An 18,992-nucleotide genomic window follows, 5' to 3' on the forward strand; every position below is an offset into this window, starting at 1 on the left:
AGAACATTTGCCTGTCGGGGCTGGACGAGGCGCTTCCGCCTTTTATTCTTAAAGATAAGTTACGAGAACTTCTACGAATTCTTCCAGTTTTTGTTGATCAAGCCTATCAAAACGGTTCAATTCAGGAGAATCAATATCTAAAACGCCGATTAATTGCTCTCCTTTTAGAAGTGGAACAACTATTTCTGATTGTGAAGCAGCATCACATGCAATATGTCCAGGGAACTGATTTACGTCTTCAACAAGGAGAGTTTCCTTTTTTAGTGCAGCAGTACCGCAAACACCCTTGCCAAGAGGAATGCGAATGCATGCTGGGAGTCCTTGGAAGGGACCTAACACTAGTTCGTTATTCGTATCTAGTAGATAAAATCCTACCCAATTAACACGGTCTAGAAATTGGTTCAATAAGGCAGAGGCATTGCTAAGATTGGCAACTTGATTTTTCTCATCGTGAAGGAGAGCCTGTAATTGCTTCTTAACAAGTCCATAATTTTCTTCTCGAGTTCCAGTGTACATTTCGACGTTAAACACGGTATTTCACCTTTTTCTCTTATAATTTATATTTTATTTTATCAGAAATGAGAGAAATTGAGCATACTTTGTCGATATTTTCTTAAAGGAATCAATTGTGACACCAAGAATCATTATGGTAAGGGGATTATGGGAAATACCTGAAGGGGGAGAATGCATGAAGAAAAATGCAAAAGAAGCAATTGTTAAGGCCGCTATCACGTTATTTAATTCCAATGGGTACTCAGGAACGTCAATTAGAGAAATTGCTCATGCAGCTAATGTTAATACCGCAACGATTGCCTATCATTTCGAAAATAAAACAGGTCTCTTAGAATATTGCTTTATGCATTTTTTTGAACAGTACACCCGAAAGATAGAAGCAGCCTATGCATCTATTGAAAGGGGGGCAAAAGAGTGTTTAAAACGTGTGGTAGCTGATTTGCTCCATTATCAATGTGAGAACTACCAACTTGCCAGTTTCATCTACAGGGAGATGTCGATGGATTCCCAAGTAGTCAGGGAAATCATGTCCACCTATTCTTTAAAAGAGAAATATTATTTTCAAAAAATATTTGAACGGGGTTTTGAATGGCATGAATTCAGACCACATTCCATTCCATACTTAATTATACAGCTAAAGGGATTAATCATGATGCCCTTTATGAATAGCAATTATATGAGAGAAGTACTATATGTATTTCCGAATGAACCATTTTTTGAGCAAAAATATCTTAAGGATCTTCACTTATGGATTGATAAAACACTTTGTTCAGATATCCCAATGAAAAAGGGAGCAGCACTAAAATAGCGGTAATCGCTATTTTTTTTTTATTTTACAAAAAAATTGAAAATAATAGTCAAAAAATGTCGTTTACATGGTATCATAAAAGCATTGAATTGAACTTAATGAGTTTTTCTAAAATAGATGATTTGAATACATAGTAGAATCAATGTTGTTTGAAATAGGGGGCTTACTTGTGAAATATATCATTGGATTTTTCATCCTATTATTAGCCTTATTTGTAGTGGGATATTTAATAAAGAAAAAGTATTTTAAAGAAATGGATCGATTGGAAGCATGGAAAATCGATATCATGAATCGTCCCATTCTAGATGAAATGTCAAAGGTAAAACAGTTAAATATGACTGGTCAAACCGAGGAACTTTTTGAGCGTTGGCGTAGTCAGTGGGATGATGTTGTAACAGTTCAGCTTCCTGATTTAGAAGAAATGCTTTTTGATGCAGAGGAATATATTGATCGCTTCAGATTCAACAAGGCGAAAGATGCCCAACAGGCCATTAACACAAAGCTAATGGAAACTGAGGAACAAATTAAAAAGATACTAGAAGAGCTACATGAACTAGTAGGAAGTGAAGAAAAGAACAGGGTAGAAATTGAGGAGCTTAAGGAACTTTATAGAGAATCTAAAAAAATGTTACTTGCTCATCGTCACAGTTTTGGTAAGTCTGAAAAGCACTTAGAAGCAAAACTAAATGAAGTGGCTCAGAAGTTCCAGGAATTTGATGAAAAAACGGAGCTTGGTAATTATCTTGAAGCTCGAGAAGTAGTTTTACTTATTCATAGTCAGCTTGGAACAATCAAGAACCATATGGATTTAATTCCTCAGCTTTTAATTGAAAGTCAATCTCTGCTACCCAATCAGCTAGCAGATTGTCTTGAAGGCTACAGAGAAATGACAGAGCAGGATTATCACTTAGAGCATTTAAATGTAACCACTGAAATACAACGCCTTGAAGAGAAAATTGCTGAAAATATTCGCTTGATTGAAACCACCGAAATTGACAAAGCAGAAGAGGGTATCAAGGAAGTAAAGGATCGAATTGATATCCTTTTTGACCTCTTGGAGAAGGAAGTACACGCTAAGCATTATGTCATGAAAAATAATAAGGTTGCTGCTGAACAACTTGCTACTGCTATAGAGGAAAATAAAAATCTTTCAAATGAACTGATCCATGTTCAAGCGAGCTATCAATTATCAGATAAAGATTTAGAAATCCAAAATAATCTAGAAAAAGAACTTACAACGGTGTATAAGCATTATGAGATTTTAGTTGAAAAGTTAAAGATGAATGAAACGGCTCAATCAGCGATTAGTAAAGAATTAACTGAGTTAAAAGATCAGCTGGATATGATATGTGAAGGGCAGCAAGATTTTGCCCAAAAACTTCAGGCCTTGAGAAAGGACGAACTGGAGGCAAGGGAAAAAATTAAGGAACTTACCAAGAAAGTAGCAGAGACTGTTCGTCTTGTTTCAAAAAGTAACGTTCCTGGTTTGCCTGGGGATTATAAATATCTAATAGAAGACACAAACGAAAGTATCAATAATGTCCGATACCAGCTTGAAGAAAAGCCTCTAAATATAGCTGCTCTGAATCAGTATCTAGAAATTGCAGTACTGACAGTAGAAAAACTGGTAAATTCAACGATTGAGCTTATTGAAAATGTCACTTTGGCTGAAAAAGCAATTCAATACGGAAATCGTTACCGTACCCACCATCCATCAGTTGCTAAAGGTTTAGTAGATGCAGAAACTGCATTCAGACAGTATGATTATCAAGAAGCTTTAGAACAGGCAGCGGCAACTTTGGATGGAATTGACCCAGATGCATTAAAGAAGATAAAAGCTACAATTGAAATGGATTAGAAATGATAAACCGATTTAGCAATTGCTAGGTCGGTTTTTTTGTATAATATTTTTTTAAATGTATCGGTTTTTATGTTAAGATTTTATTTTGTAAGTTCGTCTTCATATGGAGGGGAAATTTAAATGATTTATTTAGATAATAGTGCAACGACAAAGCCATATAAAGAAGTACTTGAATCTTATGTAACTGTTTCAAGTGAATATTTTGGAAATCCCTCTTCATTGCATGGATTGGGGATGCAGGCAGAGAAGCTTTTAACTCAAGCGAGGGAGCAAGTGGCAAAGCTTTTATCTGTAAAACCTAATGAAATTTATTTTACCTCAGGTGGAACAGAAAGTAATAATATAGCGATAAAAGGTGCGGCATTATTAAATAAAAAAAGAGGTCGCCACCTCATTACTACAAGTGTGGAGCATGCCTCCGTTCGTGCAGTTATGGAGCAGCTGGAACAGGATGGATTCGATATTACCTACCTCCCTGTCAATCATCAGGGGAGGGTAAGTGTTGGAGACGTTGAAAAGGCTATTCGCAAGGACACCATCTTAATTTCAATTATGCATGTTAACAATGAAGTGGGTACTATTCAACCGATTAAAGAGGTAGGCGAAATGTTGAAAAAATACCCATCCATCCTTTTTCATGTTGACGCGGTCCAAGGTGTCGGAAAGGTTCCTCTTTCTATCCACATAAATAGAATCGATCTATGTTCCTTTTCTGCTCATAAATTTCATGGTCTTAAAGGGACAGGTGCTCTTTTTATTCGAGAAGGGGCCAAGCTTGCACCTTTATTTTCGGGAGGGAATCAGGAAAGGGCTATTCGAAGCGGTACAGAAAATGTGGCAGGTGCTGTAGCAATGGCAAAAGCACTTCGGATGACTTTAATGAAAAGCGAAGCAGGTATAGCAAAAATGAAGACCATCCAGAGCATGCTAAGAACAGGGTTAACCAACTTAGAGCAAGTAACTATTCATACGCCTGAAGAGAATGCTGCTCCACATATATTAAATTTATCATTAAGAGGCTTGAAATCTGAAGTATTAATTCATGCCCTTGAGCAGGAAGAAATATTTGTTTCGACAACGAGTGCGTGTTCGTCAAAGAAGAAATCACCAAGTGGTACATTACTTGCTATGGGTGTGCCAGAAGAGAAGGCAGACAGCGCAATTAGGATTAGCTTATCCTTTGAAAATACGCCTAAAGAAGCGCAAGCAGCGGTTGAGGCTATTGAAAAAGCTGTTAAACACATACGAAAGGTTATGAAATAAATGAATTATGATCGTATACTTATACGTTATGGAGAAATCTCAACCAAAGGGCGGAATCGTCATAAATTTGTAGAAAAACTTAGAAGAAGTGTTGTAAATGCACTTACCTCCTTTCCGAATATAAAAGTTGAAGCAAGTCGCGACCGAATGTATGTCATTTTAAATGGTGAAGACGGGAGGGAAATAATGAAAAAGCTAAAGGAAATATTTGGGATTCAATCCTTTAGTCCTGCGATTAAGGTAGAAAGAGATGTGGAGAACATCAAACAAGCCACTTTGGAGCTAGTAAGTTCCATATACCGTGTAGGAGAGACCTTTAAGGTTACTCCTAAGCGTTCTGACAAAACCTTTGAATTGGATACTGACGGGATAAATCGAGTCATTGGGACACATCTACTAAAGAATATTCCAGGTCTCAAAGTGAATGTGAAAGAACCCGATATCAATGTGAGAATCGAGGTTAGACAAGAAGCAGTATATTTATCTTGTGAAACCATACAAGGTGCGGGTGGACTGCCAGTTAAATCAGCTGGCAAAGCAATGCTGATGTTATCTGGTGGGATTGATAGCCCAGTTGCAGGTTATTTATCGATGAAACGGGGATTAGAAGTTGAAGCTGTCCACTTTTTTAGTCCTCCGTTTACAAGTGAAAGATCAAAGGAAAAGGTCATTGATCTGTCTAGAAAGCTTGCAGGAATTTATGGTTCTTTTAAGCTCCATATCGTGCCTTTTACAGACATTCAGCAAGCCGTCCGAGAACAAGTTCCCGAAAACTATACAATGACAACAACCAGAAGAATGATGCTCCGCATTACTGATGAAATTAGAAAGCAACGAGAAGGATTGGCGATTATTACGGGGGAAAGCCTTGGTCAGGTAGCTAGTCAGACGTTAGAAAGTATGTATACCATAAATGAAGTAACAAATACCCCTATTTTACGTCCATTGATTTCGATGGACAAAACCGATATTATAAAAATCGCCAAAGAAATAGATACTCTTGAAATTTCGAATCGACCATTTGAAGATTGCTGTACGATTTTTGTACCTGCTTCTCCAAAAACAAAGCCGAGGAGAGAAAAAGTCGAGCGTTACGAAAGTTTTTTTGATTTTGAACCATATATCAAGAAAGCGGTGCAGGAGATTGAGACTCTAATCATTACCGCTGAAGACGATAACGATTCACACCTGGAGTTTAATGCGTTATTCTAATAAAGCAAATTAAGAATTTTTTGTGAACATTTACCATTTGTAAGATAGAATGAAGAACCTAACTTCTACACATTCTATACTCACAAGGAGGTGAATATCACATGGCAAACAACAATAACTCAAATCAATTGCTAGTACCTGGTGTACAACAAGCTCTTGATCAAATGAAGTATGAAATTGCTACTGAATTTGGTGTTCAACTTGGTGCTGACACTACTTCACGTGCTAACGGTTCTGTTGGTGGTGAAATCACTAAGCGTTTAGTCGCTATGGCTGAACAACAATTAGGCGGATTTGCTCGTTAATCCAAAACAAAATACGATGGCTACAGAGAGTGGGAGTAATCCCGCTCTCTTTTATTGTGAAAAATATTTTTGATTGAATAATAATTTTAAATTTTTTAATAATTTTGTATAATAAGGTTTGTGGGATATTTGTAAAGGGGGAGAACGATGAAAAGGGAAGATTTGATTGCACCTGAAAAGTATAATCTTGTTTCTGAAGTAGAACGTTTTGCAAAAGATCCAAACAAAGTGGCATTGAAATGGGAAAGTGAGTCTGGGGAGACAAGGCAAGTTACATACGAAAATTTATTGAAGCAAGTAAACCAAGCAGGCAATGTTTTTATCGCAAATGGCTTGAACAAAGGCGATGTAGTTCTTGTGATTGTACCGCGTCTTATTGAAGCCTACGTAGTCTATTTAGCTGCATTAAAAGCAGGAATGGTTGTAATACCAAGTTCAGAAATGTTAAGGGAAAAAGATTTGCAGTACCGAATTTCACATGGGGATGTGAAGGCGGTTGTAAGCTATTATCCATATGTAGACCAATTTAAGAACATAACTGAAACACAGCCGCTAGTAAAGTTTACAATCGGGGCAGCGGAAGAGGACTGGATTCACCTAGATGCAGAAATGAAACAGGCAAATGATGATTTCCCACTTGCTGATACATTAAGAGATGATATGGCGTTTTTATCTTATACTTCTGGTACAACCGGAAATCCGAAAGGGGTTGTTCATACCCACGGTTGGGCTTTTGCTCATTTAAAGACCGCTGCACCAAAATGGCTTGCTATCGAAGAAGGGGATACCGTATGGGCAACAGCAGGTCCTGGCTGGCAAAAGTGGATATGGAGTCCGTTTTTATCAGTTCTTGGTTCAGGGGCAACGGGTTTAGTCTATAACGGAAAATTTGAGCCCAAAAAGTATTTAAGCCTTTTGCAAAAATATGCAGTTAATGTATTATGCTGTACACCAACTGAGTACCGCCTAATGGCGAAGGTAGATAATTTAACTGATTATCAGTTACCAACCCTCCAAAGTGCGGTATCTGCTGGGGAGCCATTAAATCGTGAGGTTATTGATACGTTTAGAAAACATTTTAACGTTGAAGTTCGTGATGGGTATGGTCAAACGGAAAACACATTGCTTGTAGGTGTAACAAAAGGGATGGAATTGAAACCGGGATCGATGGGAAAACCAACGCCTGGTAATAGGGTGGAAATCATTAACGAAGAAGGACAGGTTTGTGCCATTGGAGAGGTTGGAGATATTGCTATCCACGTAGAAACCCCAGCATTATTTAAAAATTATTATAAAGATCCTGAAAGAACCGCTATGCAATTCCGTGGGGATTATTATGTAACCGGAGATAAAGCTAAAATGGATGAAGATGGATATTTCTGGTTTGAAGGACGCGGGGATGATATTATTATAAGCTCGGGCTATACCATTGGACCATTCGAAGTAGAGGATGCTTTAGTTAAGCACCCATTTGTAAAGGAATGTGCAGTGGTGGCCAGCCCAGATGAAATTCGGGGATTCATTGTTAAAGCATTTGTTGTCTTAAAAGAGGATATAGATCCTGCTGACCCAGAATTAACAAAGAACCTGCAGGAGCATGTTAAAACATTAACTGCACCATATAAATATCCTAGAAAAATCGAGTATTTAACTGAACTTCCGAAAACGACTTCAGGTAAAATTCGTCGTATTGAGCTCAGACAAAAAGAATTTTCCTCAGCCAAACAAGTTTAATGAAACGAAGAGCAGGCGGTGACTTCCGTCTGCTTTATTTTATGGGCGGAGCAATAGTATTTAATTAGGAATAATTTAGTAAGCAAAATAATCCCCTATTCTAGGTATTTCAAGTTATAATTAAGATTATTTCGATACTAGAAAGAATAGGGGCTCGAGAATTAATGAAAAGAACAGAAATTCAGCAGGGAGCCATTCATGCCGGCTTTTCCTATTTACTTTGGGGATTGTTGCCCATCTATTGGAAGCTTTTAGCCGATGTTAATGCACAGGAAATACTGGCGAACCGAGTATTTTGGTCTTTTATTTTTATGCTTGTAGTTTTGATTTTTACGAAAAAGTGGGGACTGTTTGTCCAAACGTTTAGAGGATTTGCTCAGAATAAAAAACAGCTGTATGCATTAACGATTGCTTCGTTACTCATAAGTGTCAATTGGTTCATCTATATCTGGGCAGTGAATAGTGGGCATATGATTGATGCAAGCTTAGGGTATTATATTAATCCACTAGTCAGTATTCTTTTAGGAATGGTGGTTTTAAAGGAAAAATTAACAATCTATCAATATATCTCCTTTGTGCTAGCTGCCGTTGGGGTTGTCATCTTAACAGTAGCTCATGGTGCATTTCCTTGGATTGCGATTACCTTGGCCGTATCCTTTGGTTTGTATGGATTAGCGAAGAAGCTGATTAACGTTGATTCAGTAGTGGGATTAACTTTAGAAACCATGGTGGTAGCTCCAATTGCCGCTATTTATATGCTTTTCTTATTTAGTCGTGGTGCGAATACTCTTTTATCTTCAACTATGGGTACGGATTTACTTTTAATTGGGGCAGGAGCTGCGACCGCTGTACCTTTGCTTTATTTTGCAAAAGGAGCTCAGAAAATCCCATTGTCCCTATTAGGGTTTTTACAATATATTGCACCTACACTTACTTTGCTTTTAGGTGTTTTTGTGTATAATGAGCATTTCTCGAAAGTTCAGCTTTTGTCATTTATGTTTATTTGGTCAGCGTTAACTATTTATTCGCTTTCAAAAACAAAGCTAATTTCAGAAAAAGGTTTGAAATGGCGAAGTGAAAAGAGAACAAGTATTTAATATAAGAGGCAGACTCCATACAAAATGAGTCTGCCTTTTATTCTTATAAATAGGTTCTCTTTACTTTTTCCCAGAAAGAGTTGTCTTTTAGTTTTAATGTTTTTAGCTTTTTATCGCTGATTTTCACTTGGATTTTGTCGACATGGCGGATGCTTAAGGCTTCGTTATCCATGCCCATGGTTGGATGATCATTTCCTTCAGAAATGACTTTAAGTGTCAGGGTACGCTCGCTTCCTAAAATAAAGGAAGCGCCGAGTGTCCGGTAACGATTGGTATTCACTGACGCAACCTCGCTTACCTGCATACAAGACAATAGAGGATCGACAACTGAACCATTTACTGATTTATTATAGGCCGTACTTCCTGTTGGTGTTGCAACGATTAAACCATCTCCGCGAAAGGTTTCGAAATGGAGCTGGTCGACGAATACATCCAAAACAAGTGTTTTAATGATAGAAGATCGTATGCTGAACTCATTTAAACATGGGAACGTCCCTTGGCCATCAACAGTTACCTCAATAGTTGGATAACGACGGACCTCTATATGTTCATTTGTTGTAATTGCTTCTATCATTTTTGAGGTATCACTGATTCGAAAATCACAATACATACTTAAACTATTTTTAGTGGAAATTCCCATATAAAGACAATCATCGCGAAAGCCTGTTTTTCTAACAGCTTGCAAAAAGGTCCCATCATCGCCAATACTGGCAATAATATTCGCTTTCCGATAATCATTTACCATGGTAAAACCGTAGCGCTCAGCCAATTCAAAAAGTGGAGCGGCTTGCGTAAGCATGTCCGCATCACGCTTATGATAAAAATAGATGTTGCGTCTTAATTCCATATTGTGTGCCTCCTGTAAGATGTTGGCGAAAATATTTATTACTAAGAATTAAACTCTGATAAAATTAGGTTCGTCTAAAATTAGTTTAGCATTTTTTAGAGACAATATGAAAGCAGTTACATCTCATTAGATAAAATAAAGAGGGGGATTCAACCGTTATCCACGTAGAGCGTTAATCAACACATAGGAAGCAAATAAATGGCTTGTCAATATCAAGTTGGCAGGTTTATTTTTTTACGATAAGCGAATAATAATAGGCTGAAAGGTGGTGAAGGAGTTTGGTTTGGGTCCTAATCATTGTATTAATACTAATGCTCTTATTCGTCCTACTTATTTTTTCTAAATTAACGATTCTTTTTAATTACTACCATTTTAATGACAATGATGACCTGAAGATAGAGTTTAGGTTGTGGTTCGGCTTAATTAAATACAAAATAGATGTTCCCTTAATAAAGATTGACGATAATTCCCCTAGCATTATTGTTAAGAGAAAGAAGAAAAAGGGGAATGAAAAAACGAAAAAAGACAATGTGTCAGTGGACCAAATTGATAAAAGTGATGTTTTGACAAGTTTCAATAATACAAAAGAGCTGCTCGAGCATGTGTTTAAGTTGCATTTGATTGTTAGGAAGTTTTTTAAAAAGGTATCTATTAAAAAACTTGAATGGCATACGATGATTGGAGTAGGTGATGCAGCGTATACGGGTATTATAACTGGAGGGCTATGGGCGATTAAAGGAAGTATAATAGGACTTCTCAGTCATTATCTTGCCATGAAACAAACTCCGGAGTTATCGGTCACCCCTCATTTCCAAGTTGCTGTCATTCAAACACGATTTACAGGTATTTTTCAGTTCCGAATCGGGCATGCTATTCTCGCAGGATTAAAGCTGATTAAATTCTGGAGGGGCGGGTTACCGCACTTAAAAAGCAAAGCAAAGTATGCAAATGAAAAAACTAATTCTGTTTGAAATAGGAGGAAAGATCCATGTCCGACCATCCAATTCAAGGTTTGATGACAACTGCAATGGAAAGTTTAAAAGAAATGATTGATGTAAATACCATTATTGGGGATCCGGTTGAAACCCCTGATGGTAGTGTTATTTTAACAGTTTCTAAGGTGGGGTTTGGGTTTGCTGCTGGTGGTAGTGAGTTTAAACTAGACAGCGGCCAGTCTCAGGGGCAGGGGCAGAGTCAAGGCCAAGGTCAAGGTCAAGGTCAGCCGAAGCTTCCGTTTGGTGGAGGAAGCGGGGGTGGTGTATCCATTACTCCAATCGCCTTTTTAATTGTTAACTCGCATGGGGTTAAGATGCTTCACCTGGATGAAAGCACTCATTTATATGAGAAAATATTGGAGCTTGCTCCACAAGCAGTTGATAAGATTCAGCAAATGTTCTCGAAGAAAGATGAGAACAAACAACAACAACAAAATCATCAACAGAGCCAACAGGCACAGCAACATAAACAAGAACTTGAGTTTTAAATGAATGGGTTAATCTTCTCTTAAGGGAAGGTTAACTTTTTTCTTGATGCTCAATAATTGCAAAACAGGGTTTGAAAAGATATATTTACACTGTACATATTAAAGCAAATTCATTTTTTTCATGTATTGCTTTAACACGACAAAGGAGGATGTAAGGATGGCAAATGTAACTTTTAAGGGTAATGCAGTAACATTGTTAGGGAATGAAGTGAAGGTAGGAGACAAGGCTCCAAATTTCACAGTATTAGCAAATGACTTATCACAAGTGACTTTAGACGATACGAAGGGACAGGTTCGTTTAATCAGTGCAGTACCTTCTCTAGATACTGGTGTATGTGATGCGGAAACACGCCGTTTTAATGAAGAAGCTAATGGTTTAGGGAATGTTAAAATCTTAACTGTAAGCGTGGACCTACCATTTGCTCAAAAACGTTGGTGTGCAGCAGCAGGAATTGAAAATGTTCAAACCTTATCTGATCACCGTGATCTTTCATTCGGAGAGGCATATGGCGTTGCGATTCAAGAATTAAGACTATTAACTCGCGCTGTGTTCGTAGTAGATTCTACAGATACAGTGACATACGTAGAATATGTGAGTGAAGCAACGAATCATCCTAACTATGAAGCAGCAATTGAAGCTGCTAGAAATGCAAAATAAAATAGGTATAACAAGGCCTCGGCATTTTGGCGAGGCCTTTATACTTGTTTAAAAAATACATACTCGTATAAAATGAATAAGGAAATTTAGTAACGGAGGGGAATAGATGAAAATTTCTCCAATAGAACAACTATTTACAGTATTTAATGAAACGGCACTTGTTTTACAAGAAGAATTGTCTTGTAGTTATCTGGAGGCATTAGCCGAAACAGGAGAAAACATGTTCCAAGGCATGATTCTCCAGGACGAGTTAAGTGAACTAACTACAAAAAGGTTAAAAAAGCAGTACGAAGAAATCCATTTGAACAAGTATTCCAAGGAGGATATACGTAAAGCCTATCAGCTTGTTATTTTGAAAGGGATGAAAGAAAATGTTCAGCCCAATCACCAAATGACTCCTGATTCAATTGGATTACTTGTAGGATATTTAATTGACCGATTTGTAAAACAATCCACGTTTAGGCTTCTCGATCCGGCGGTCGGAACAGGGAATTTACTAACGACTGTTCTAAATCATGTGTCTAAAGAGATTACCTCAATAGGAGTAGATGTCGATGATATCCTCATTAAACTTGCCTATGTAAACGCAAATTTACAGGAACATCCTATCCAGTTATTTAATCAGGACGCCTTAGAGCCTTTATTTATTGATCCAGTGGATGCTGTAATAGCTGATTTACCTGTTGGATTTTATCCAAATGATGTACGGGCAACAGATTATCAATTAAAGGCAAATACTGGACACTCGTATTCGCATCACTTATTTATTGAGCAAAGTGTACGACATACAGTACCTGGCGGATATTTGTTCTTCCTTGTTCCAAGTGGTCTTTTTGAAAGTGAACAATCTGCACAGCTTCGTGAATTTTTAAAAGAGCATGTAATCATTCAGGGTCTTCTGCAATTGCCTGAAACGATGTTTAAAAATAAAAATGCAGCTAAAAATATTTTTATTTTGCAAAAAAAGGGCGAGGGAGTCCAGCCTCCGAAGCAGGCATTGCTCGTAAACTTACCAAGTCTGTCAAAGCAGAATGAAATGGATCGAATCCTATCACAAGTAGAAAAATGGTTCCAAGAAAATAAAGGCTAAAATCGGTGAAAAACCCGGTTTTAGCCTTTTTTAGTTTTAGTTAAAAATAGAGAAAAATTTGAATATAATTACATTTGCTCTGTAACCGTTGCCAAGCAATTTATTCCTTGAAATGTCCCATATTCAGTGATTAAATGAGGAATTGAGGGAAATAAACAAGGTCGGTTTGCGCAAAATAAAGGTGTACTAAACTAAAATTGCATATTCACGACGTTGTTATATAAAAGGAGCGGTTAGCTAAATGGCAAAAATTATTGCAATCAATGCGGGGAGTTCTTCCTTAAAGTTTCAATTATTTGAAATGCCTAGTGAAGAAGTAATTACAAAAGGTCTTATTGAAAGAATAGGATTAAGTGATTCAATTTTTAATATTACAGTTAACGGTGAAAAAGTCCAAGAAGTAACTGATATACCTGATCATGAAATAGCAGTAAAAATGCTATTAGATAAATTAACTACACTCGGTATCATCCAATCACTGGATGAAATTGAAGGAATTGGTCATCGTGTTGTACACGGTGGAGAAGCATTTAATGACTCTGTACTGATCACAGATGAAGTTTTAAATAAAATTGAAGAACTTTCGGAGCTTGCTCCACTGCATAATCCAGCAAACTTAACAGGAATCCGTGCATTTCAAAGTGTTCTTCCTAATGTACCAGCGATTGCTGTGTTTGATACAGCTTTCCATCAAACAATGCCGGAAAGTTCTTTCCTTTATAGTCTTCCATATGAATACTACAAAGAATACGGTATCCGTAAATACGGCTTCCATGGAACATCTCATAAATATGTTTCACAACGTGCAGCAGAATTACTAGGTCGCCCAGTTGAACAACTTCGTTTAATTTCTTGTCATTTAGGAAATGGTGCAAGTATTGCAGCTATAGAAGGTGGAGAATCTATCGATACATCAATGGGCTTTACACCACTTGCAGGTGTAACAATGGGTACACGTTCAGGAAATATCGACCCTGCGTTAATTCCATATATAATGGAAAAAACGAACCAGACTGCTGATGAAGTTCTAGATGTATTAAATAAGAAGAGCGGTATGTTAGCTGTTTCTGGATTCTCAAGTGACCTAAGGGATATTGAAATTGAAGCCAAAAAAGGCAATGAGCGTGCACAGCTAGCTTTAGATGTATTTGCAAACCGTATTCACAAATATATTGGTTCATACGCGTCCCGGATGTATGGTGTAGATGCGATTATTTTTACTGCAGGTATTGGTGAAAATAGTGATACCATTCGGGAAAATGTCCTAAAAGGTCTAGAGTTTATGGGTGTATATTGGGATCCTGCTCTTAACAAAGTAAGAGGAGAAGAAGCTTTCATTAACTATCCTCACTCTCCAGTGAAAGTAATTATTATCCCGACTAATGAAGAAGTAATGATCGCTCGTGATGTTGTTCGCTTAGCACAATAACTTTTTAACTTAAATCTACAAAAAGGCAAAAGCTGATAAAAATGGCTTTTGCCTTTTTATGGTTATATCTCTTTATGCTATACTAAAATGAGAAGCTTTTTGAGGAGGGTTCATACGATGCCATTTACAGACCGGGAAACAAAGGTATGGAAAGAAATAGGCGAATGGGAAAGGAATTTATTAAATTACGAACCAAATGACTTCCAATTAACCTACGAAAAATATTTGGAGCGTTCTTTCTCAATTTTACCTGAAACGGTTCAGAAACAATTTTTTTCCCTCGTAGATAGCTGGCTGTTTCATTTACATGGTATGATTCAAGGCTCTCAGCTTCAAATGGATGCAAAAGAAAGAATTCTTTCTTCTGGAAGGGTTTTTAATAACGATTTAGAAAATATATCAGACTTGAAAAACTTGGATATTAATCAACTACAATACATAGCAGAACAACAAATTGCAAGGCATCGCCTGTATTCCTTTGCTCAAGGAGGTTTAGCCGGTACGGGAAGTTCTCTACTTTTAGGCATGGATATCCCAGCAATGGCTGTCATTAATTTGAGGATTGTCCAATTAATCGCCATGACTTATGGATATGAAGTTAACACTCCTTATGAAATGATGACGTCCCTAAAGGTATTTCATATAGGTACTTTGCCTCCAAGAATACAAAAAGAAGGCTGGGTCATGTTAAAAGATGAATTAGAAGAGTACGAAAATCCTTATTTTTATGAGGGTACTGAAGACATTACCGATATTACCTGGCTTGAACAACCCTTGCAACAATTATTTAAAGGAATGGTTATTGCCTTGTTTCGGAAAAAAATGATTCAAGGGATGCCGCTTGTCAGCATGGCCATTGGTGCAGGAGCAAATTATCAGTTAACGAGGAAAGTAACGGAATTAGCTCATAAATATTATCAATACCGCTATCTAAGAGAAAAAGAGGAGTTTCAAATATGAGCACGCAGGAACATAAACGGGAAGCCCCCAAGAGCATCAATTGTAAGATAATTACAGTCAGCGATACAAGAAATAAGGACACAGACAAAAGTGGTAAGCTGATGATTGAGCTGCTTGAGCAGTCTGGACATCAAATTATCGATTATGTGATTGTAAAGGATGAAAAACAACCCATTCAAGATGAAATTTTAAAAGGGTGCGGTCGTGAAGATATAGATGCAATCCTAATTAATGGTGGAACTGGGATTGCAAAACGGGATGTCACTATTGAAACGGTAAAAAGCTTGCTTGATAAAGAGATTGTAGGCTTCGGAGAATTGTTTAGGATGTTGAGTTATCAAGAAGATATCGGTTCTGCTGCAATCCTCTCAAGAGCAATCGCTGGTGTAGTGGACAATAGAGCAGTCTTTTCTACCCCGGGTTCTTCAGGTGCGGTAAAGCTAGCGATGAATAAGTTAATTTTACCTGAATTAGGGCATGTGGTTAGAGAAATTAAGAAAGATTTGTAATAGAGAAAGAGGATGACAGTTTAGTGTCATCCTCTTTTTAGTGGTGAGCTTTTGTGGAAAGTGTTTGGTTTGCTCTATACCAAAGCCATAGGTCATTGATGATGGAGGCCAATTCTGCAATCTCTTTGTTCAGTTGGCATGAACGAATGAAGTCACTTTCGTCGGAAAGCTCTGCTTGTTTATAATTAATTTGATCTTCGAGGTTTCCAATTCGGTCAGGAATGGAGCCGCGTATTTGTTCCCAATGAAAAAGAATATCTTGTTGAGTTTCTTTGTTATGTTGATCCCAATCTACTGTTAGGTCAGGAAGAAAGATACCTAATCGCTGATCAAAAGAAAAGTGGTCCTTCATTTGGCTGCCTCCAAGCTGTGTAATAATTTATATTCTACTATAAATTGCAACATCCTTCACACCAAAAATCTTTTTGGTAAGTAAGTAAAAAAAGGGCGTGCACAAAAGCTGCACGCCCTATATATAATATTTAACTTTTCTCAGTACGGACAACGAGTACATCACATGGTGCATATCTTGTAATATGTTCAGATACACTTCCAATAAAGAATCTCTCTACAACATTCATACCTGTAGCACCACAAATGATTAAGTCTACATTATGTTTTTTAGCAATGTCTCTAGGGATTCTTACTTTTGGGGAACCGAAATCAATCTCATATTGGACTTCTGCTATCCCGGCATCCATTGCTTGTTTTTGATAATTTTCCAGCATGTCTTTTGCAAGCTTTTCTGCTCGCTCCCCTATAACCGTATCATAGGCTTCGATTAATGCAAATGACCGGGTATCAATAACATGAACTAGGAGTAGGTCAGAATTATTTCTTTTCGCGATTTCAATACCTTTTCTTAAGGCCCAATCTGCTTCTTTCGATCCATCAATAGCGACTAAAATATTTTTATATTTGAGTCCCATGATTATCATCTCCTTACCTAAATTATACATTATTTAACAACGAATAACTGTTGCAATTTTTCGAACAATAATGGAGTAGCAGCCTAAAATGAAGGGAGATTTGCTAGATGGAAAAACGGGATCCAAATAACCAATATTCATTTGAATTCGATGAACAAGGTTCGAATGAAGTAAGTCAACAGATAATGAATTCCTATAATAGCGGTTTTATAGGAGAAGGAGCGGCAGTAGCCGACCAAGCTGATTTTAACGCTACCACTGCATCAGTAGATACTGACGGGTACACAGAAAGCTAGGCATTAAGATGTTGGAAGGAAAGGGCTGTCCTAATAGGATGGCCTTTTCCTTTGTGGCAAAAGGTATTTAGTAGACATATATCTAGGAATTTTCCTTTTATGAGGGGCATTTACCCAAGAGTTTATCTAAGGAATGCATATTCTTTAGTGTGTGAAGTAAATAAATTGAGGAGGAATAAACATTGACTACTGAAATTTATGGAGTGCCTACGATGAACCAAGCTGATGAAAGAATTCGCCCTGGTTTCGGACATTTTGGTGGTTTTGGACATTTTGGTGGTGGCTTTGGCCGTCCGGGCTTTGGGTTTGGCGGCTTCGGTCGTCCGGGATTTGGCTTTGGTGGTTTCGGCCGTCCAGGATTTGGTTTTGGTTTTGGTCGTCCATGGGGCTGGGGCTTTGGTGGATTTGGGTTACCGTTCTTGGGTGGGTTAGCTGCAGGGGCATTATTATCAGCACCATACGGATATGGATATGGCTACCCTTATTATGGCTACCCTTATTATGGCTACGGTTATGGTTACCCTTACCCATTCTGGTAATAAAAATAAATAATAAGAGCTTTGCTTCTCAGCAAAGCTCTTTTCCACAATTAATAAAAAATGTTTAGGTGTCACAGGATTTTTTTGGTAAAATGGAATTGCTTTCACTGATTATTCGAACCATTTACTACTGCTTATATTAATTGGAGGTATGGACATGCGAATCGGAATACCCAAAGAGATAAAAAATAATGAAAACCGTGTAGCAATGACACCTGCTGGAGTGGTCAATCTTGTGAAATTTGGCCATGAGGTCTTTATTGAAAATGGAGCTGGGGTAGGCTCTGGCTTTTCTGATGAAGATTATATAAATGCAGGTGCACAATTAGTAAAAACCCCTGAGGAAGCATGGTCCAAGGAAATGGTCATGAAGGTAAAAGAACCACTTCCAATTGAATATCAATATTTTCGAGAGGGATTAATCTTATTTACATATTTACATTTAGCGCCGGAACCTGAATTGACTAAAGCATTAATTGATAAAAAAGTAGTCGGAATTGCTTACGAAACGGTTCAGTTATCGAACCGAAGCTTACCATTATTAACCCCAATGAGTGAAGTCGCAGGGAGAATGGCCGCACAAATTGGTGCCCAATTCCTTGAAAAGGTTCACGGGGGGATGGGGATTCTTCTTTCGGGTGTTCCTGGTGTACAAAGAGGAACGGTTACGATTATTGGCGGTGGGGTAGCTGGGACCAATGCCGCTAAAATGGCAATTGGATTAGGTGCAAAAGTGACTATTATTGATTTAAATCCAGATCGCCTTCGTCAATTGGATGATATTTTCGGGTCTGACGTGACTACGTTAATGTCTAATCCTTATAACATTGCAGAAGCGGTGAAAGAATCTGATCTAGTCATTGGTGCGGTTTTGATTCCTGGTGCAAAGGCACCAATGCTTGTTTCTGAAGAAATGATTAAGACAATGAAGCCGGGAAGTGTAGTTGTTGATATCGCCATTGATCAAGGTGGTATTTTTGAAACAACAGATCGTATAACTACTCACGATAATCCAACGTATGTAAAGCATGGTGTCGTCCACTATGCAGTGGCCAATATGCCTGGAGCAGTACCGCGAACATCAACTATTGCATTAACAAATGTAACTGTTCCATATGCGGTGCAAATTGCGAACAAGGGCTATCGTAAGGCATGTTTAGATAATGAGGCATTGCTAAAAGGAATCAACACATTAAACGGCTATGTGACATATGAAGCAGTCGCTGAAGCGCAAGGACTCAAATTCGCAGATACAAAGGCATTGTTAGAAAATCAGTAAATTATAAGACAGGAGAAGAGGGGGGCAAGAAGCCTGCCTCTTTTTTTGTAAGAATCAGGTGGGATTTTACGGAAATTTTTTCTACATTATCAAAAATGGAGTTTAAAAGAGAACCGGTCACGTAGGAGAGGTCTACGTGACCCAAAAGGCTGAAAGGAAGGGATTCCGGTCACGTAGGAG

At 37.8% G+C, this 18,992-nt stretch carries 21 protein-coding genes; 17 read left to right on the top strand and 4 right to left on the bottom strand.

The annotated features are described in order from the left end of the window. Nucleotides 1-48: 48 nt before the first annotated feature. Complete coding sequence (locus ABES03_RS01685; RefSeq protein ID WP_430114601.1) at nt 49-531, bottom strand: GAF domain-containing protein; 483 nt, start codon at nt 529-531, stop codon at nt 49-51. Between the two features lie 157 nt (nt 532-688). Here ABES03_RS01685 and refZ point away from each other — a divergent pair, with 157 nt between their 5' ends. The 7 genes from refZ (at nt 689) to rarD (ending at nt 8,793) form a co-directional block, all read left to right on the top strand. Further along, complete coding sequence (gene refZ / locus ABES03_RS01690; protein WP_430114602.1) at nt 689-1,321, top strand: forespore capture DNA-binding protein RefZ; 633 nt, start codon at nt 689-691, stop codon at nt 1,319-1,321. A 169-nt stretch (nt 1,322-1,490) separates the two neighbouring features. Then, entirely contained in the window at nt 1,491-3,179 is a 1,689-nt protein-coding gene (ezrA, locus tag ABES03_RS01695; RefSeq protein ID WP_430114603.1) for a septation ring formation regulator EzrA, read from the top strand. A 123-nt stretch (nt 3,180-3,302) separates the two neighbouring features. Beyond that, nucleotides 3,303-4,445 (top strand): cysteine desulfurase family protein, encoded by a 1,143-nt coding sequence (locus ABES03_RS01700; protein ID WP_430114605.1) that lies wholly within the window; start codon nt 3,303-3,305, stop codon nt 4,443-4,445. Then, on the top strand, nt 4,446-5,657 hold the full coding sequence (thiI, locus tag ABES03_RS01705; RefSeq protein ID WP_430114607.1) for a tRNA uracil 4-sulfurtransferase ThiI: 1,212 nt from the start codon (nt 4,446-4,448) through the stop codon (nt 5,655-5,657). A gap of 101 nt (nt 5,658-5,758) precedes the next feature. Continuing rightward, complete coding sequence (locus tag ABES03_RS01710; protein ID WP_430114608.1) at nt 5,759-5,962, top strand: small, acid-soluble spore protein, alpha/beta type; 204 nt, start codon at nt 5,759-5,761, stop codon at nt 5,960-5,962. Nucleotides 5,963-6,109: 147 nt separating this feature from the next. Next, nucleotides 6,110-7,696 carry an acyl-CoA synthetase MbcS gene (mbcS, locus tag ABES03_RS01715; protein ID WP_430114609.1) on the top strand — a complete coding sequence of 529 codons (1,587 nt, stop codon included), beginning with the start codon at nt 6,110-6,112 and terminating at the stop codon, nt 7,694-7,696. Between the two features lie 164 nt (nt 7,697-7,860). Beyond that, entirely contained in the window at nt 7,861-8,793 is a 933-nt protein-coding gene (gene rarD / locus ABES03_RS01720) for an EamA family transporter RarD (protein WP_430114611.1), read from the top strand. Nucleotides 8,794-8,836: 43 nt separating this feature from the next. Here the strand turns inward: rarD and ABES03_RS01725 are convergent, their stop codons facing one another. After that, nucleotides 8,837-9,640, bottom strand: a complete 804-nt coding sequence (locus ABES03_RS01725; RefSeq protein ID WP_430114614.1) for an NAD kinase — start codon at nt 9,638-9,640, stop codon at nt 8,837-8,839. A 278-nt stretch (nt 9,641-9,918) separates the two neighbouring features. Here ABES03_RS01725 and ABES03_RS01730 point away from each other — a divergent pair, with 278 nt between their 5' ends. From ABES03_RS01730 to ABES03_RS01760, 7 genes are all read left to right on the top strand, one after another. Then, nucleotides 9,919-10,611 (top strand): DUF2953 domain-containing protein, encoded by a 693-nt coding sequence (locus ABES03_RS01730; protein WP_430114615.1) that lies wholly within the window; start codon nt 9,919-9,921, stop codon nt 10,609-10,611. A 17-nt stretch (nt 10,612-10,628) separates the two neighbouring features. Then, the gene (gene ytfJ, locus ABES03_RS01735; RefSeq protein ID WP_430114617.1) at nt 10,629-11,123 is read left to right on the top strand and encodes a GerW family sporulation protein; all 495 of its coding nucleotides are present in this window, start codon (nt 10,629-10,631) and stop codon (nt 11,121-11,123) included. 157 nt (nt 11,124-11,280) lie between these two features. Next, nucleotides 11,281-11,781, top strand: coding sequence for a thiol peroxidase (gene tpx, locus ABES03_RS01740; protein ID WP_430114619.1), 501 nt, complete (start codon nt 11,281-11,283; stop codon nt 11,779-11,781). A 106-nt stretch (nt 11,782-11,887) separates the two neighbouring features. Continuing rightward, entirely contained in the window at nt 11,888-12,871 is a 984-nt protein-coding gene (locus ABES03_RS01745; protein ID WP_430114621.1) for a class I SAM-dependent methyltransferase, read from the top strand. 241 nt (nt 12,872-13,112) lie between these two features. Continuing rightward, a complete protein-coding gene (locus ABES03_RS01750) occupies nt 13,113-14,300 on the top strand; it encodes an acetate kinase (protein WP_430114623.1) in 1,188 nt (395 codons plus the stop codon). 117 nt (nt 14,301-14,417) lie between these two features. Beyond that, nucleotides 14,418-15,260, top strand: coding sequence for an EcsC family protein (locus ABES03_RS01755; protein ID WP_430114625.1), 843 nt, complete (start codon nt 14,418-14,420; stop codon nt 15,258-15,260). Next, a complete protein-coding gene (locus tag ABES03_RS01760; RefSeq protein WP_430114627.1) occupies nt 15,257-15,769 on the top strand; it encodes a MogA/MoaB family molybdenum cofactor biosynthesis protein in 513 nt (170 codons plus the stop codon). The genes ABES03_RS01755 and ABES03_RS01760 overlap by 4 nt, the downstream gene beginning before the upstream one ends. 37 nt (nt 15,770-15,806) lie before the next feature. On the opposite strand, the gene ABES03_RS01765 is transcribed toward ABES03_RS01760, so the two are convergent. Continuing rightward, the gene (locus tag ABES03_RS01765) at nt 15,807-16,121 is read right to left on the bottom strand and encodes a hypothetical protein (RefSeq protein ID WP_430114628.1); all 315 of its coding nucleotides are present in this window, start codon (nt 16,119-16,121) and stop codon (nt 15,807-15,809) included. Between the two features lie 130 nt (nt 16,122-16,251). Then, entirely contained in the window at nt 16,252-16,698 is a 447-nt protein-coding gene (locus tag ABES03_RS01770; RefSeq protein ID WP_430114630.1) for a universal stress protein, read from the bottom strand. 107 nt (nt 16,699-16,805) lie between these two features. On the opposite strand from ABES03_RS01770, the gene ABES03_RS01775 reads away from it, so the two are divergent. From ABES03_RS01775 to ald, 3 genes are all read left to right on the top strand, one after another. Next, nucleotides 16,806-16,994, top strand: coding sequence for a hypothetical protein (locus ABES03_RS01775; protein WP_430114632.1), 189 nt, complete (start codon nt 16,806-16,808; stop codon nt 16,992-16,994). Between the two features lie 182 nt (nt 16,995-17,176). Further along, complete coding sequence (locus tag ABES03_RS01780) at nt 17,177-17,533, top strand: hypothetical protein (protein WP_430114634.1); 357 nt, start codon at nt 17,177-17,179, stop codon at nt 17,531-17,533. Nucleotides 17,534-17,690: 157 nt separating this feature from the next. Further along, on the top strand, nt 17,691-18,812 hold the full coding sequence (gene ald, locus ABES03_RS01785; protein ID WP_430114636.1) for an alanine dehydrogenase: 1,122 nt from the start codon (nt 17,691-17,693) through the stop codon (nt 18,810-18,812). The last annotated feature ends 180 nt before the right edge of the window (nt 18,813-18,992 follow it).

The sequence above is a fragment of the Neobacillus rhizosphaerae genome (genome assembly GCF_050477885.1).
GTDB classification, from domain to species: Bacteria; Bacillota; Bacilli; order Bacillales; family Cytobacillaceae; genus Neobacillus; species Neobacillus rhizosphaerae_A.

Bases quoted from the DNA above. Each gene is read 5' to 3' on its own strand.
- mbcS (WP_430114609.1), top strand. From the start codon at position 6,110: ATGAAAAGGGAAGATTTGATTGCACCTGAAAAGTATAATCTTGTTTCT.
- ABES03_RS01745 (WP_430114621.1), top strand. From the start codon at position 11,888: ATGAAAATTTCTCCAATAGAACAACTATTTACAGTATTTAATGAAACG.
- ABES03_RS01760 (WP_430114627.1), top strand. From the start codon at position 15,257: ATGAGCACGCAGGAACATAAACGGGAAGCCCCCAAGAGCATCAATTGT.
- ABES03_RS01775 (WP_430114632.1), top strand. From the start codon at position 16,806: ATGGAAAAACGGGATCCAAATAACCAATATTCATTTGAATTCGATGAA.
- refZ (WP_430114602.1), top strand. From the start codon at position 689: ATGAAGAAAAATGCAAAAGAAGCAATTGTTAAGGCCGCTATCACGTTA.
- ABES03_RS01700 (WP_430114605.1), top strand. From the start codon at position 3,303: ATGATTTATTTAGATAATAGTGCAACGACAAAGCCATATAAAGAAGTA.
- ABES03_RS01750 (WP_430114623.1), top strand. From the start codon at position 13,113: ATGGCAAAAATTATTGCAATCAATGCGGGGAGTTCTTCCTTAAAGTTT.
- ABES03_RS01755 (WP_430114625.1), top strand. From the start codon at position 14,418: ATGCCATTTACAGACCGGGAAACAAAGGTATGGAAAGAAATAGGCGAA.
- ABES03_RS01765 (WP_430114628.1), bottom strand. From the start codon at position 16,121: ATGAAGGACCACTTTTCTTTTGATCAGCGATTAGGTATCTTTCTTCCT.
- tpx (WP_430114619.1), top strand. From the start codon at position 11,281: ATGGCAAATGTAACTTTTAAGGGTAATGCAGTAACATTGTTAGGGAAT.
- ABES03_RS01710 (WP_430114608.1), top strand. From the start codon at position 5,759: ATGGCAAACAACAATAACTCAAATCAATTGCTAGTACCTGGTGTACAA.
- ald (WP_430114636.1), top strand. From the start codon at position 17,691: ATGCGAATCGGAATACCCAAAGAGATAAAAAATAATGAAAACCGTGTA.
- ABES03_RS01770 (WP_430114630.1), bottom strand. From the start codon at position 16,698: ATGGGACTCAAATATAAAAATATTTTAGTCGCTATTGATGGATCGAAA.
- ytfJ (WP_430114617.1), top strand. From the start codon at position 10,629: ATGTCCGACCATCCAATTCAAGGTTTGATGACAACTGCAATGGAAAGT.
- thiI (WP_430114607.1), top strand. From the start codon at position 4,446: ATGAATTATGATCGTATACTTATACGTTATGGAGAAATCTCAACCAAA.
- rarD (WP_430114611.1), top strand. From the start codon at position 7,861: ATGAAAAGAACAGAAATTCAGCAGGGAGCCATTCATGCCGGCTTTTCC.
- ABES03_RS01725 (WP_430114614.1), bottom strand. From the start codon at position 9,640: ATGGAATTAAGACGCAACATCTATTTTTATCATAAGCGTGATGCGGAC.